The 16,070-nt window shown below is 65.3% G+C and carries 5 protein-coding genes; 2 read left to right on the top strand and 3 right to left on the bottom strand.

Features of this window, described 5'->3' with window-relative positions:
* Window positions 1-64: 64 nt before the first annotated feature.
* Both FNJ47_RS24850 and FNJ47_RS24845 read left to right on the top strand, forming a co-directional pair.
* A complete protein-coding gene (locus tag FNJ47_RS24850) occupies window positions 65-12,178 on the top strand; it encodes a filamentous hemagglutinin family protein (RefSeq protein WP_163157855.1) in 12,114 nt (4,037 codons plus the stop codon).
* Window positions 12,179-12,200: 22 nt separating this feature from the next.
* Complete coding sequence (locus FNJ47_RS24845; protein WP_163157853.1) at window positions 12,201-12,743, top strand: sigma-70 family RNA polymerase sigma factor; 543 nt, start codon at window positions 12,201-12,203, stop codon at window positions 12,741-12,743.
* Window positions 12,744-13,455: 712 nt separating this feature from the next.
* On the opposite strand, the gene FNJ47_RS24840 is transcribed toward FNJ47_RS24845, so the two are convergent.
* The 3 genes from FNJ47_RS24840 to FNJ47_RS24830 all read right to left on the bottom strand — a co-directional run.
* On the bottom strand, window positions 13,456-14,388 hold the full coding sequence (locus tag FNJ47_RS24840; protein ID WP_163157851.1) for a sugar-binding protein: 933 nt from the start codon (window positions 14,386-14,388) through the stop codon (window positions 13,456-13,458).
* Window positions 14,389-14,482: 94 nt separating this feature from the next.
* Window positions 14,483-15,565: an ABC transporter permease gene (locus FNJ47_RS24835; RefSeq protein WP_163157849.1), complete on the bottom strand. Its 1,083-nt coding sequence runs from the start codon at window positions 15,563-15,565 to the stop codon at window positions 14,483-14,485.
* Window positions 15,565-16,070, bottom strand: a 506-nt coding sequence (locus tag FNJ47_RS24830) for an ATP-binding cassette domain-containing protein (RefSeq protein ID WP_163157847.1), incomplete at its 5' end; no start/stop codon positions are given. The genes FNJ47_RS24830 and FNJ47_RS24835, both read right to left, overlap by 1 nt.

Below are 16,070 nucleotides of genomic sequence, written 5' to 3'. Positions count from 1 at the left end.
CGCCCGCCGTTCTCGCTTCGATCTGCGTCGGGTCGCGCCGCTTTCTTCGCGGCAGCGGATCGGATTGGTATCCCGCTCCGTGCTGCTCGCTGGAACAAGCACGCTGGCGCTGCTGCTGACGGGAGTTGAGGACGCTTCCGCGCGGCCGTTCGGCAATTTCGCGACGACAAATTCGGCGCCGACGATCGCCAGCGACGCGGCCACCGCCGCGGCTCAGCAAGCGACCGAGGTCGCCAGGCAAAGCCAGAGCGCGCTGACCCGAGCGACCCAGGCCATCCAGGCACTGCAGGCCGCGGCGCGCAGCGCGGCCGCGGCCTCGCAGCGATCGGCCACGTTGCCGCAACTGGCGGTGCCGAACGGCCTCGGGGCGGGCGGGCTTCAGGTGGCCCCGGGCGCTGTGCCCGGCTCGAGCCTCTGGCAGGGCGCCGCGTTGCCGGGCCAAACCGCAAGCGGCGGCCAGACCACGGTCACCATCAACCAGACCGCGCCGCAGGCGATCCTCAACTGGCAGAGCTTCAACGTCGGCAGCCAGACCACGCTCAACTTCAACCAGCAGGCTGGCACCTGGACCGCGCTCAACCGCGTCGTCGGCAATGCCGCACCGAGCCAGATCCTCGGCCGTATCACCGCGCCCGGCCAGGTGCTGGTGATCAACCAGAACGGCATCATCTTCGGCGGCACGAGCCAGATCAATGTCGGCTCGCTGATCGCCTCGACCGCCAATATCGCCGACAGCCAATTCCTCGCCAATGGTCTCTATTCGACCCAGAGCGGCAACGCCTATCTGCCGAGCTTCACCGGCGCCGCCGGCAAGATCGTGGTCGAGAACGGCGCGCTGATCACCACCGGTGCGCCGTCATCGGTCACCGCGGGCGGCGGCTTCGTGCTGCTGATGGGTACCGAAGTCGACAATGCAGGCTCGATCACCACGCCGAAGGGGCAAACTCAGTTCGCGGCCGGCGACGATTTCATCCTGCGCGCCGGCTACGGCACCAGCGTCAACCAGAACTCGACCACGCGCGGCAACGAGATCGCGCCGCTGTTGCGCAGCGGGAGCAGCAGCGGGACGGTCGTCAACACGGGTCTCGTCCTTGCCCAGCAGGGCGATATCACGCTGGCCGGCCACTCCGTCACCCAGGACGGCATCCTCGTCTCCACCACCTCGGTCAATCAGCGCGGCACCATCCATCTGCTCAATTCGGCGTCGGACACCACCGGCAGCGTCACGCTGACGGGTAACGGCGTCAGCCTGATCCTGCCGGAGACCGCGGCCGCCGCCGCACTGGTTGCGGGCATCGATCCGAACGCGACCGCGTTCAATTCGCAGCGCGACGCGCTGATCGCCTCGGCCAAGCCGAATCTGCTGGCGACCGGCCAGTTCGACAATCTCTCGGCACTATCCGATCGTCCCGACCAGTCGCGAGTCGAGATCGTCACCGGCGGCACGATCGATTTCAGGAACGGCTCGCTGACCATGGCGCAGGGCGGGCAGGTGACGGCTTCCGCCGGCAAGCGCGTGTTCGCCGAGAACGGATCGACCATCGACGTCTCCGGCACCACCGGCACCCTGCTGCCGGTGTCCGCCAATGCGATCAAGGTCAACGTCCAGGGCAACGAGCTGCGCGACAGCCCGCAGAACCGCGACAGCGGCGCGCTGATCAACAGCAGCCTCTGGATCGACGCCCGCGATCTCACCCTGGTGCCGGCCGGCACCGGCGGTTATGCGACCGACCGCTACTACACCGCGGGCGGCCTGCTCGAGGTCTCCGGCTATCTCAACAACACCGGCCACAGGATCGGCGAATGGACCGCGGTCGGCGGGACCATCACGTTGTCGGCGCCGGAGGTGGTGGCGCAGCGCGGCGCGATCTTCAACATCTCCGGCGGCGCGGTGCAGTACCAGGGCGGCTATGTGCGGCAGACGCTGCTGCTCGGCAGCGACGGCCGCATCTACAGTGCCGACAATGCTCCTGCCAATTTGACCTATGTCGCGGTGGCGAACGGCTTCACGGTCAATCACGCGCACTGGAACGTCGTCGAAGTCTATCTCAGCCCGTTCGGCAAGGGCAGCTCGCGCTGGGAGAACGGCTACACCGTGGGCCGCGATGCCGGCAGCCTCGTTCTTGCGACCCCGACTTCGGTGTTCGAGGGCACGATCCTCGCCAGCGTCATCGATGGCGAGCAGCAGCTCACCAAGCGTCCGGCTGTTGTCACCGACGGCTACAGACTGACGCAGACCACCGTGCCGCTCGCCGGCACGCTCGCGCTCGGGCAGTACAACAGCTATGGCCTTGCCGGCGCGTACAACACCGATGTGTCGTTCGGCAACGTCGCGCCGGTCGCGGGCAGCCTGGACGCGACCTCCGCGCTGCCGGCCAGTCGCGTCAACACGGCGTATTTCGATGCGCCGACGCTCAACGGCTTCGGTCTCGGGGGCCTCTACATCAACACGTCCAGCAAGATCGCGATCGATGCGCCACTGCAATTTGCGCCGGGCGCGCAGGTCAAGCTGATCGCTCCGACCGTCGACATTGCGGCCGGCATCACCGCGCGGTCCGGCAGCGTCACCGTCAGCAACATTCTCAATACCGCGACCGGTACGATTGCATTGACGAATGCCACCGGCGGCGCGGCGCTGACGTTGGAGTCCGGCGTCACCATCGATACGCGCGGCCTGTGGGTGAATGCGCAGACCGATCCGACCGGCGTTGCGGGCCTTGCCTTCCTCGACGGTGGCAACGTCACCTTCGATTCCACTCAGGACGTCACGCTCGCCGCCGGCAGCGTCATCGACGTGTCCTCCGGCGCAGCCGTTCTCGTCAACGGCAAGACGCAAGGCGGCAAGGGCGGTAACGTCACGATCATGGCGGGCCATGCCCAGCAGGATGGCGGAACGCCGGGCGACGGAAACCTGGTTCTCGACGGTTCGATCCGCGCCTTTGGCGTCACCGGCGGCGGCACGCTGACGATCTCGACGCCCGGCAACATCCTGATCGGCGACAACGCCGAACTGGCGGGAGGTATCTTGCCCGCCGGCACGCCCGCGCCGGTCGCTTTGAAATTCGCCCAGTCGCTCACCATTCCCGCGGGGCAGCCGTTGCCGGTGCCGCTGACGCTCACCTTCACCTCGCTGGTCTATGACGTACCGACCCCGGTCGACATCCGAAACGCGGGTGCGCCCAGCACGCCAACTGGCGCTGATTGGACCATTCCAACCGGAATCACGGTGCTGACGCGGGTGAACGGCAGCATTCAGTTTTGGGGCGCGGGATCCGTGCTGCCGGCAGGCTCGATCATCTCGGGCTTTAGCCTCGGCGGCGCCACCGGGGACATCATTCCGGCCGGCACGGTCATTCCTTCGAGCGTATTTCCCAACGGCCTTCCGGTCCGGCCCTACCAGATCAACTACGCAGCCGGATCTATTCAATCAACGCCGATGACTTACCCGGTCGGCAGCATTATCCCGGCTGGTTCGGTGTTGCCGCAGACGGTCGAGATCACGCCTGCCCCAGCGCTCAATCCGTCGTTCTTTGCCGCCGGCTTCTCGAACTACGACATCAATGGCGGACTGGGTGTTGTGGTGGCCAACCACACGGTGGTTGCCGCCGCGATGCCGGTCTACCGGTTCACCGCGAACAGCTTTGCCGCAGCTTCCGGCAGCGATCCATCGTCGGCGTTGACGCTGTGGACGCCGCCGCCGTTCACCGAGGATTCGGTCAAGGCCACGGTGACTCAGCGGGGCGGTGCGAGCCTCACGCTGCGTTCGCTCATCAAGCCCAGCTCTGGCGGCGGGATCGTGATCGGCGCAGGCGCCTCGGTCAGCGTCGATCCAGGCCAGAGCATCACGCTCGATGCCTTCGGTCAGATCAGCGTGTTCGGCAGTCTCACCGCACATGGCGGCAGCATCAATCTGGTCAATGATGCCTATGGTTCGCCGGTGCGAACAGGCTTCAACTTCGACCCCAACGACAATGGCCGTGGCATCTCGATCTGGGTCGATGCCGCCGCCAAGCTCGATGTCTCGGGCCTGGCCTATCAGGCGACCGACACGACCGGACATCTGTTCGGGCGGGCGACCGATGGCGGCTCCATCACCGTCAACGGCGGCGGCGCCTTCGTGATCCTCCGCCCGGGCGCCGAGCTCAATGCCGACGGCACCCAGGTCGCGATCGATCTCGCGGCGGGTGGCGCGGCGTCGTCAAGCCGGCCGCAGATGGTCACGACGAATGGCGGCTCCATCACCCTGGCGTCGCAGAGCGGGCTCTATCTCGACGGCGATGTCCACGCGTTCTCCGGCGGAGGCAGCGCTGCCGGCGGCAACCTCTCGATCGCGCTCACCACGCCGAACTTCGACGGTAATTCCTTCCCCAACGGCGTGACGCCGCCGGCCAATGCGATCGTTCCAAGCCTGATGACCGTGGTGCAGGCGCGTCCGGATTCCGCGCTGCCGGCGGATATCGCCCCGGGCACCGGGGCATCGCATCTGCTGTTTGGCCAGGCCACGGTCAGCGCCGACATGGTCAAGGCCGGCGGGTTCGACAGCCTGACGCTGACCTCCGGCGACTACATGCAGTTCTCCGGCAATGTGTCGCTGGCGTTGGGCCGCAGCCTGACGCTGACCGCGGCGGCTTTCACCTCAGGAGTTCCGGTGTCCGGGCCGATCGATTCGTCGATGCCGGCCACGACAGGCAGCGTGACGGTGTCGGCCCCCTATATCCTGTTCCGTGAAGCGACGGCTGTTGTCCCTGACGGGACCATCAGCGGCAGCATCCGCAATCCCGGCGGGGCGGTCTTGCCGACCACGGCGACGTTCGAGGCTGACGCCAACCTGATCGACATCCAGGGCCTCATCGGCTTCTCGGCGCGTTCGCCGAACAACATGTACGGGCCGGGATTCCTGACCACGAAGCTGGTCAGCCAAGGCGACATCCGCTTCCTGTCGATGCCCGGGGTGATCACCACCCAATTGTCCAGCAGCGGCAATCTCGAACTTCTTGCCGCGCAGATCTATCCCGCAACCAACACGGTTGCGACCGTGATCGCAGGCAGCGGCAATTCCGATCCGACCGCGACGCTGACCATCGGACGCACCACGGACATCATTCCGGACGCACCGCTGTCGGTGTTCGGCCAGCTCGCTTTCCAGGCGCCGGTGATCGAGCAGGGCGGCATCGTTCGCGCGCCGCTCGGTCTCCTGACCTTCGGGCTCAGCTGGCCGGTCTTCACGCCGCATGTCGATCTGCTTCCGGGCAGCCTGACCTCGGTCTCGATGGCCGGCCTGACCATCCCCTATGGCGGCACGATCGACGGCGTCACCTACGCGTATAATGGCGCGAGCATCCGCAAGATCGACCTGACCAACTTCAACAGCAACGGGCCGCAAACCGGCATCATCCTGGACGGGCAGTCGATCAACGTCGCGAGCGGCGCGATCCTGGACATGTCGGGCGGCGGCACGCTCACCGGCGCGGGCTTCGTCTCCGGACGCGGCGGCTCGGTCAATGTGATCAACACGCCACTCGTCAACGCCAACCCCGCGACCCCTGTCAGCAAGGCGACCGACAAGGTCTATGCCATCCTCCCCGGCTATGGCTCCAGCTATGCGCCGATCGCGCCCGAGAACGGCGCCGGCGATCCTGCGATCGGCCAGCAGATCACGGTGCCGTCCGGCGTCCCGGGATTGCCGGCGGGGACCTACACATTGCTGCCCTCCAACTACGCGCTGCTGCCCGGCGCCTACCGCGTCGAGCTCGGGGGCGGCACCACGACGCCGGTTGGCAGCCCGATCATGATCGGCAATGGTACTTACGCCGCTTCGGTGGCGACCGGCATCGCCAACACCGCGATCAGGGATAGCCTCCCGGTGACGGCGCTGATCACCGCAGGCACTGCCGTCCGCAAATACTCGCAATTCAACGAGCAGGGTTACAGCGACTTCCTGATTGCGAACGTCACCCAATTCGGCGGTGTGCGTCCGTTGCTGCCGAGCGACGGAAAGACGCTGGAAGTGCTGTTCGAGACGCAGAACTCCACCACCATCGGTGCGGCGCTGACCTTCGACGGGACCGCCTTGTTTCAGGGCGCGCCAGGGGGCAACGCCGGCCAGGCAGCGCTGATCGGGGTCGGCGAGATTTATGCCGACGCGGCGACGGCCGGGTTCACCGGTGTCTCGGTTCGCGCCGCAGAGATCGACGCGCTCAGGGCGCCGCGTCTGCTGGTCAATGGAACCGTCAGGATCTTGGACGGTACATTGACCCTCAATCCAACAGCAACCGACCTCTTCATCCGGGACGGCGTGTCTCTCTCCGCCGGCGAGATGTTCTTGATCGGCAACAACGTCACCGTCGGCAACAACGTCACGCTCAGCACCGTCGGGCAGGGCGCGGTTCCGTTCGATTCGGCGTCTACCGGCATGAGCTATGCGGCCGGCCAGGCCACGGTGCTGGCGCTGTCCAACGGAGACATCAACTTCCTGCCCTCCAACATCGGCAGCGGCTCCATCACGATCGGCGCCGGTTCGTCGCTTTACTCCGAAGGAACGTTGGCGTTCGTCACCAACGGCGCTTCCACGATTGATCCGACAGCGCATTTCGGATCGAGCAACATCGCGCTTGCGGTCGGCACCATCAATATCGGCGACGCGGCGACAGTCGGCGCGGCGGCCGCGCCGGCGGGATTGCTGTTCGACCAGGCGCTGTTCAACGCGCTCCTGCACGGCGATCCGCTGCATGGTGCCCCGGCGCTGAAGACCATCACATTGGCTGCTGCGAATTCCATCAATCTGTTCGGCAGCGCCGGTCTGGATGCCACCGGCAGCGGCGTCAACCTGGTGCTGAACACCTCGGCGATCTATGGCTTTGGTGCGGCCGGCGACAGTTCGACGATTGCGGCCAACAAGATCACCTGGAACGGTATCAGCGGCGCCACGCCGCCGGCCATTGCCGCAGGCGGGCCGGGCACCGGAACCGGCGCGCTCAATCTCGTCGCCGACGAGATCGACTTCGGCCGCTTCGCCTCGCTCGACACATCGACCGCGAGCCGCGTGATTTACGGCTTCAGCAACGTCAACATCACCGGAAGTTCGCGGATCGTTTCGGCCGGCAACAGCAAGCTGTTCGTCTACCAGTCACCGGGTTCGGATCCCGCCGCCGTATTCGGCCAGAGCGGCACCGGCGGCAATTTGACGCTGACGACGCCGCTTTTGACCGGCGTGCAGAAATCGATCATGGCCTATGCAGCCGGCGGCGCGCTCGCTGTCGTCGCGCCCGCGGGCATTGCACCAAATACGGCCAGCTCCACCGTGGCCGGTGCGGAGATCGACCTCAGCGGCGGCAGCGTCGCCATCGACAGCACGATCCTGCTGCCGAGCGGCAAGCTCGTGGTCAATGCGACTGGCGACATCGTGCTCGGGGGCGCGAGCCGCATTGATCTCGGCGGTCGGCCGTCCACGATCCAGCGGGCGACGGTCTACGGCTTCGGCGGCACGGCGATCTTCAACAGCGCGCAGGGCGGTCTGACGCAGCTTGCCGGCTCCGTCATCGATGTCTCCGCAACCAATGCAGGCGCCGGATCGATCAGCATTGCTTCGGCAAATGGGCCGGTCGTGCTCAACGGTGCGCTCAATGGTGCGGCGACGAGCGGCTATGCCAGCGGCGACTTCAGCGTCACCACCGGCACGCTGTCCAGCGCGGATTTCGCGGCACTCAACGCGCTCCTGACCCAGGGCGGCTTCTTCGATGCACGCGGCTTCGATATCAGGACCGGCGATCTCGTCGTGGGCGACGGCGTGCGCGCCAGCAACGTCACGATCGCCGTCGACAATGGCAGCCTGTCCGTCGTCGGCACCATCGATGCGTCCGGCGTCGCGCCCGGCACCATCCGGCTCTCGGCCGGCAACGGGCTTACGCTTGCGCCGACCGCGGTGCTCGATGCTCACGGCAGGGGGCTGCAGGTCGACAGCTATGGCCGGCCGATCGAGGCGAAGAACCGCGGTCATATCGAACTGACCGCGGCCGGCGGCACGCTGACCCTGTCATCGGGCGCGACCATGGATCTCACCGTGCCGAACGGCATCGCCTATGGCGGCGTGGTGCTGAACGCGCAGCGCACCGGCGAGGCCTCGGGCGACATCGCCATCAACGCGTCAGGTCCGCTCACTATCAAAGGTGCCCACAGTATCGCGCTCAACGCGTTCTGGACCTACAATCTGCCGGGCGGCAGCACCATCAGCCAGGCGACGCTCGACGGCTACGACACCGCGAGCACGGCCTTCATCGATGCGGCGCTCGGCAATGCCGGGCTGGCGACCCGCGTTGCGGGTCTGTCGGCCTATGGCAGCACCTATCATCTGCGGCCGGGCGTCCAGATCACATCGAGCGGCGACCTGTCGACCTCGGGCGATATCGACCTCGCCAAGTATCGCTACGGCGCGGGCGCGGATCGCGATCCGAACTCGGCGAGCTACGGCGCCGGTGAACCGATGGCCCTGGTAATCCGCGCCGGCGGCAACGTGACGGTCAACGGAAGCATCTCGGACGGGTTCAAGTCGTCACCGGGAACGCCAGCGGTCTACGAGCTGATCGATATCCCTCATGATCCCAACGCGCAGCTGTGGTCGCCCAGCGACTCCGGCCTGAATAATTCCAGTTATGCCTATTCCAGCAGTGTGACACTGATGAATGACTGGACGGTACCGGACGATCAGTTCTACCAGTCTATGGTCTCGCTGTATGGGATCCCATTCGTCGACGTCAATGGCCATCAATATGGGCCGGGTAACACGATCCCGGCCGGCACGACGCTGAATCCCGGACCTTCGACAGGGGGGAACGGCGTCTTGATCTTCGATATTGCTACGTTACCTCCGCTCGGAGCGGTGGTTACGCCTGGAATTCCCGGCGCAGCTGCCACGTCGGCTGCAGCGCCAATGCTCGCGCCCGGCTCGCTCTCCGCATCGATCCGGCTCGTGAGCGGTGCAGATCTTGTCGGTGCCGACCAGCGCGCGTTGCAGACAACGCAGGCGCTGAACGGGCGCGGCAACCTGACGCTGAGCGATCCGGCCTACGATGCGTCGCGCAACGGCACCTTCTTCAGCGTCCTGCGCACGGGTACCGGCGGCCTCGATCTGATGGCCGGCGGCAGCTTCAGCGAGGCTACGCCATATGGCGTCTATACGGCCGGCACGCAGGCGAAGCCGATCCTGGCCGCTGACGGCAGCAATCCCTACGATCTCGTCGGGGTCACCAGCAGCGGCAACTCGCACGCGTGGTATCCCGAGCATGGCGGCGACCTGCTGCTCACCGCGCAACGGGATGTCACCGGCAACATTCAGATCGCGGACAACAACACCCGGTTCGTCGATTCCAACCTCACCGCCAACTGGCTCCACCTGCAAGGCGGCGGCGCCTCCGCCGATCCGGTCGCGTGGTGGATCAATTTCGGTACGCTCGCGAAGACCTACGCATGGAGCAACAACCAGCAACTGATCGGCTTCCAAGGTGTCGGCACGCTCGGCGGCGGCAACCTGACCGTGATCGCGGGCGGCAATGCCGGCGTCACCGGCAACGGCTCGACCGGCCTTGACCTGGCAGTCGCCTCGACCGGCCGCGTGCTGCCGAACGGCACGCTGGTGCAAACCGGCGGCGGCAATCTTGTCGTGAAGGTCGGCGGCGGACTCAATCCGGTGGCGGCGACCACGCCTTTCGGACCGGTGCCGGACTATTTCGGCTCGATCACCGACCTGCGCGGCGACATCACCGTCAGCGCGGGAGCCGTCGGTGCATTGGCTCCGAACAATTGGGGCTCCTATCTGGTGTCGTACGATCCGCGCGCCGTCGATCCCAACGTCTTCAAGCGCTCGCTCAAGACGCCGGGCCCGCTCGTCATACCGGGTGACGGCAGCGTCAGCATCGTGACGCGCGGCGACCTCGTGCTCGGCGGCGCAGGCGACGCCGGCATGGCGGCGCCGGTCGATCTGAACGGGATTGCTTACACGGTCCGCAACGCGGACGGCACAACGACGCTCAAGCAAGGCGGGCAATCGAACTTCACGTTGTGGACGCCGGGGACCGCGATCAATCTTTACGCAGCGGGCGGCGATGCAGACGTGTTGGCCGGGATTTCCTTCAACGGCACCGGTTTCTTTCCGGGCACGCTGACCGTCGTGGCCGCCAATGGCGACATCCGGTTTGCAGAGCCTGGAGCTGGCGGAAGCAGTTCGGGCATTGAACTGATGCCGTCGCCGTTCGGCCAACTCGCGCTGCTGGCGGCCGGTTCGATCTACGGGACAGGTCAGGTGGTGGCGATGTCCGGCGCGGACATGAGCACATTGGCGACGCCGTTCAATGCTGTCTTCAACACCGGCACGAGTGGGGCTGGTGACAGCAACGCCTGGGCAAACGCCGCTTTCCGGGACAACTCGCTCAATCCAATTGCTTTCGGCGAGGACTTGCCTGTCTCCAACCTGCACGCCGGCGACAACCTGCCGGCCCTGGTCTATGCCGGTGTCGACATCACCGATCTGACCCTTGGAGAGGTGCTGCCAAAGACGCGAAGCTTCTCCTCGGGTTTCTATCCCACCCACAGCACCTGGTATATCGCCGCCAAGCCCTTCGAGGTGATTGCAGGCCGCGATATCGTCGGCACCGGTCCCGTGCCCAGCGTGTTCCTGAACACCGGGCAGGACGACATCTCCCTGATGCAGGCTGGCCGCGACATCTTCTACCAGTCGGTCGATATTCTCGGTCCCGGCCTGCTGCAGCTGCAGGCGGGCCGCAATCTGTACCAGGGCTATTACGGCTCGCTGGTGAGCGTTGGCGATATCGTCAACCAGTCCAACACCACGGGTGGTGCTGGCATCGTCACGATCGCCGGTGTCGGCGCCAGCGGCCCCGACTATACCGACTTCGCCAGGCTGTATTTCAATGCTGCGAACCAGCTCCCCGACGACGGCCGGCCGCTCGCGGGCAGCGGCAAGGTGGCTAAGACTTACGCCGACGAATTGTACGACTGGCTGCGCGAGCGGTTCTCGCCGAGCCGGAACTATTCGTATGACGGCCGGTCTTACATCTTCACCGGAGCGAAACAGGATGTGCTCGGCTTCTTCCTGGCGCTGCCGATGGAGCAGCAGGGCGTGTTCGTCCGACAGGTCTATTACGCGGAGTTGAAGGCGGGCGGCCGCGAGTACAACAACAAGGACAGCAGCCGCTATGGCAGCTATCTGCGCGGCCGCGAGGCGGTCGCCACGCTGTTCCCGGATCAGGATGCGCAAGGCAATCCGGTCGGCTATTCGGGCAAGATCACCATGTTCAGCGGCGTTGCCAAGAAGAGCGACGGCACCACGTATCTGGCCGACGCAGGCATTCAGACGCAGTTCGGCGGCGACATCCAGATCCTCAATCCGGGTGGGCAGACGATCATCGGTGTCGAGGGCGTGACGCCGGGCGCCGGCGCGGGCCTGATCACGCAAGGGCAGGGCGACATCGATGTCTATTCGCTTGGCAGCGTGCTGCTTGGCCAGAGCCGCATCATGACGACGTTCGGCGGCAACATCATCGCATGGTCGGCGACCGGCGACATCAACGCCGGCCGCGGCTCGAAGACGACGACGATCTTCACGCCGCCGAAGCGCACCTACGACCTCTATGGCAGTGTCAAGCTGTCGCCGACCGTGCCCTCGACCGGTGCGGGCATCGCGACGCTCAATCCGATTCCGGAAGTGCCGCCCGGAAACGTCGATCTGATCGCGCCACTCGGCACCATCGACGCGGGCGAAGCCGGCATCCGCGTCTCGGGCAACGTCAACCTGGCGGCGCTGCAAGTGGTCAACGCCGCCAACATCCAGGTGCAGGGCACCTCGACCGGCATTCCGACGGTGCAGGGACCGCCGGTCGGCGCGCAAACGGCTGCGTCAAACACATCCGCCGCGACCCAGCAGGCCGCCGCGCCACCGCCACAGAACAGCGGTCAACCGTCGATCGTGATCGTCGAGGTGCTCGGCTATGGCGGCGGCGACGGCGGCGCGCCGGATTCCCGGAAGGACGAGCAGAACCCGCGGGCGCAGGATCAGCACAGCTACAACCAGAACAGTGTCCTTCAGCTTGTCGGCAACGGCCCGCTGTCGGAGACGCAAAGGCAGGCACTCACCGCGGAGGAAAGAGCGAGCCTCGAGACACACTGAGGAATGGTTTGGGGCGCTGAACGTGGTTGACACCAACCAGGCGAGGCTGCGTGACCAGCTGGTGGAGAACTATGACGGCCTCATTGCCAGGCTGACGCGCCGTCTGGGCTCTTCCGACTTCGCCCACGAGGCCCTGCACGAGACGTTTCTGAGGCTGGATCGGGTCACGGATGCGGAGCCGGTTCGCAGTCCGGCCGACTATCTCTTTCGCATCGCGATCAACGTCGCGAAGGACCGCCACAAGGCGCAAAGCTATCGCGTCAGCGTGTGGGAGATCGATGCGCTGCTGGATGTCTGCGACGATCAGCCCGACGCCGCACAAGTGGTCGAAGCGCGCTCCGAGATCGCGGCCTTCAAATGCGCGTTGGCCGAGCTTCCGGACCGGCCTCGCCGGGTGCTCCAGGGCATCTCGATCGAGGGCGTAACGGCTCACGAAGTGGCGGCCCGCCTCCAGGTCAGCCTTCGCACCGTCGAAAATGACCTCAGGTTGGCGTTGCGGCATTGCGCCACGGCGCTAGGCCGCACCGTGGCCCGCCGCCTCGGCGGACCACGGCTGCGGCCGTAACTGATGTCGGCGAAACGCTAGTCCAGAACCCCCAATGGAGACGCTTTTTGTGGGTGAGAACGAGGTGACTGGCTTTGGACTGTGAGCGCTGCCCAGTGCTCGCTAGCCTGCCCTGTAAGTTTGTGAAAACAAGGGCTTAAACTGGTGGGGAGCCGTTCGTATCGCTCGCCCGCTGCCAACGGTCCCCTTGTCCAGCCCGGAGACATGGGTAGCAGATCGTACCTGAGACGTGGGTGACAGCCTCCTGCCGAACGGGTTGTCGGTGCACTTTCAATGTGTGCGGTGGGCGTGCGGCCGCAAGCGCAACCGGCGGGCCCCGTTGGCGCGGCGAGGCAGTGCCTGCAATATTTCGGAATATTAGAAATATATCCCTGAGTTGCCCGACATGTCAAGCGGCCTCGTCGAACGCCGGCCGCCGCGCGATCCTTTGCATGGGGTTGTTTTCGATATTTTGGCGGGGCGCACCCCACGCCGGCAATATCCGGAAAGGCATGCCCTCCGTCAAACTTTCGCGCGAGGAGTTCGAGCGGCGGTACCGCAGCTGATGGGACGTCCGGACCGCGGTGCGGCGCAAAAGATCGGGCCGTCACCAAGACGGGCCGGGCGATGGCAGGCTTGGCGACGTACCGGACCTCGGCTAACAAGGGCTCGGAAGCTCCGAGCCCTTCCGCGATTTCTCCCCGAAACTGCGGCGCCTGATCGGGCACCGCGCCTACTTCAACATCGCCGCGACGTTGTCCTTTGTCACAACGTCGAGGCCGGTGTGGATGATCTCCGGCACCTTCTGACCTTTCTTGATGGCAAGGAGCGTATCCATCGCTTTCTCGCCCATTTCGAACGGCCGCTGGCCGATCAGCGCATTGGCGTAACCCTCGTTCAGAAGCTCGAGCTGCATCTTGAGGGTGTCGGCGACGACGAGCGTGAACTTGCCGGCGTCGATGTCCTTCTTGCTTTTGCTGGCGAACGCCTTGAAGCCTTCCGGGGCAAACATCGGCCAGCCGCCGACCGGAATGATCGCCGCAAGATCGGGGGTCGCGGTGCGCAGATCGGTCATCTGCTGGACGCCGAGCGCGGGGTCGTCGTTGCAGAAGGTCGGCGAGCCCCCGACTTCGGTCCACTTCGAGCCCTTGAGCGCTTCACGGACGCCGTCGACGCGCTCAGCGAGGTTTTTCGCACCCGGACCGCCGGAGATCATGGCGTATTTGCCGCCATCGGGCCGCAGCTTCAGCAGTTGCTTGCCGAGCGCGACGCCGAACTCCTTGTTGTCGGTGCCGATATAAGCAATACGCCTCGAGTCCGGTGCGTCCGCGTCGAACGTGATGACAGGAATGCCGGCAGCCGTGGCCGCCTCGATCGACTTGGTCATCGCCGCGACATCGGCGACCGAGATGGCGAGGCCGTCCACCTTCTGGGTGATGAAATCCTGGATGATCTGGGCTTGCGTCGCCGGCTCGTGCTCGACGGGGCCCTTGTAGATGCATTCGATGTTGCCGAGCTCCTTGGCACGCTTCTGACAGCCGTCGCGCGCGAAGTCGAAGAACGGATTGTTCATCGCCTTGGGTACGATCACGAATTTATAGCTCTGGGCAAAGCCGGGCGTCGCCATCATGGCGAATACCGCGGCGGCAAGAAGTGTCTTTTTCATTGCTTCCCTCCACATTTTCTTGTGCCCATCCGTTGAAATCAGTGGCTCCCGGAGGCGGACAGGCGGATGTTCATGATCCTCCGGAGCGAACTCTTCAGGCCATGCGCGAGCGGAGGCGATCGACCAGCACTGCCGCGATGATGATCACGCCGACCAGGGTCTGCTGCCAATAGGAGTTGACCTGCGCGAGCACGAGGCCGTTGCGGATCACCTCGAGCAGCACGCAGCCGACGATGGCTCCGAGCGGACCGCCGGCGCCGCCGGCGAGATTGGCGCCGCCGATCACGGCGGCTGCAATCACGTTGAGCTCGTAGGACGTCGCCATGTTTGCCGGTGCCGATCCCAACCAGCCGGAGATGATGATGCCCTGCAGACCTGCCGCGAGCGCGCAGATCACATAGATCTCGATCTTCACCCGTACGACCGGAATGCCGGTCAGGGCAGCCGCCTTCTCATTGCCGCCGACGGCAAAGACGTGGCGGCCGAAGCCGGTGTGATGCAGCACGACCGCCATCGCGACCGCGAGAACCACGAGGTAGATGAACGGTGCCGGCATGCCGAACACAACGCCCGATGTCAGCGTGTAGAGATAATTGGCTTCGGGGCCGCTGGGAAAGCTGCCGCGGCCGTTGGAGACGACGTAGCCGAGGCCGCGCACGATCGAGAGCATGCCGAGCGTGGTGACGAAAGGTGATAATCCAAGCACCGCGATGCAGAAGCCGTTGACGAGGCCAACCACCAGCGCAACACCGAGCCCGGCCAGGACCGAGACGAGCAGGATCAAGCCGGGCATATTGGCGATCACGGTCTTGCCGTCAGGGGCCAAATGCACAAACCAGTCCGCTCCAGGCATGCCAGGTGTCGAAATGTGGGTCATGACCATCGAGGTGATCATCGCGGAAAAGCACATCACCGAGCCGACCGAAAGATCGATGCCGCCGGTGATAATGACGAAGGTCACGCCGAGCGTGGCAATGGCGATGAAGGAAAAGTTCTTCGCCACATTCTGCATATTGCCTTCGGTCAGGAAGTAGGGGCTGGCGAAGTTCATCACCACGAACAGCGCCACCAGCGCCAGCAGGACGTAGCCGGTCTGCGAGGCAAAGAAGCCGCTCCGCCACCATTTGTCCTTGCCGACATTGGAGAACGTGAGAGGAGAGTCCAGGGGCGTGGCCATCACGCAGCCTCCTTCGCTCCCGTGATGAGGGAGGTGACTTCCTCGGGGCTGGTGTCGCCGATCGCCTTGTCGGCACGCTTCTCGCCGCGACGCATGACGACGACGCGGTCGCAGACCGCGAAGACGTCCGGCATGCGGTGCGAGATCAACATGACCGCAACGCCCTGTTCCTTCAGGCGATGGATCAGGCTCAGGACCTGCTCGACCTGGCGGACCGAGATCGCGGCCGTCGGCTCGTCCATCATCACGAGCTTGGCATTGGATAGCCGCGTCCGCGCGATCGCAACCGCCTGGCGTTGACCTCCCGACATCTGCTTGACGAGATCGTGCGGACGGGTTTCCGAGCGCAGCTCGCCGAACAGCTCCAGCGCGCGCGCCGCCATTGCCTTGTGATCGAGCAAGGCGAACGGTCCAAGCTTGCGCTTGAGTTCACGGCCGAGGAAGACATTGGCCGCTGCCGTGAGATTGTCGGCGAGCGCGAGATCCTGATAGACCACCTCTATGC

It is taken from the genome of Bradyrhizobium uaiense, assembly GCF_010811875.1.
GTDB classification, from domain to species: Bacteria; Pseudomonadota; Alphaproteobacteria; order Rhizobiales; family Xanthobacteraceae; genus Bradyrhizobium; species Bradyrhizobium uaiense.
Note: the sequence above shows the minus strand (reverse complement) of the source record. Positions and strands in the feature narration are given on the sequence as shown.

What these genes read in the sequence shown, in the direction of transcription:
- FNJ47_RS24840 (WP_163157851.1), bottom strand. Translation starts at nt 14,388, where the DNA reads ATGAAAAAGACACTTCTTGCCGCCGCGGTATTCGCCATGATGGCGACG.
- FNJ47_RS24835 (WP_163157849.1), bottom strand. Translation starts at nt 15,565, where the DNA reads ATGGCCACGCCCCTGGACTCTCCTCTCACGTTCTCCAATGTCGGCAAG.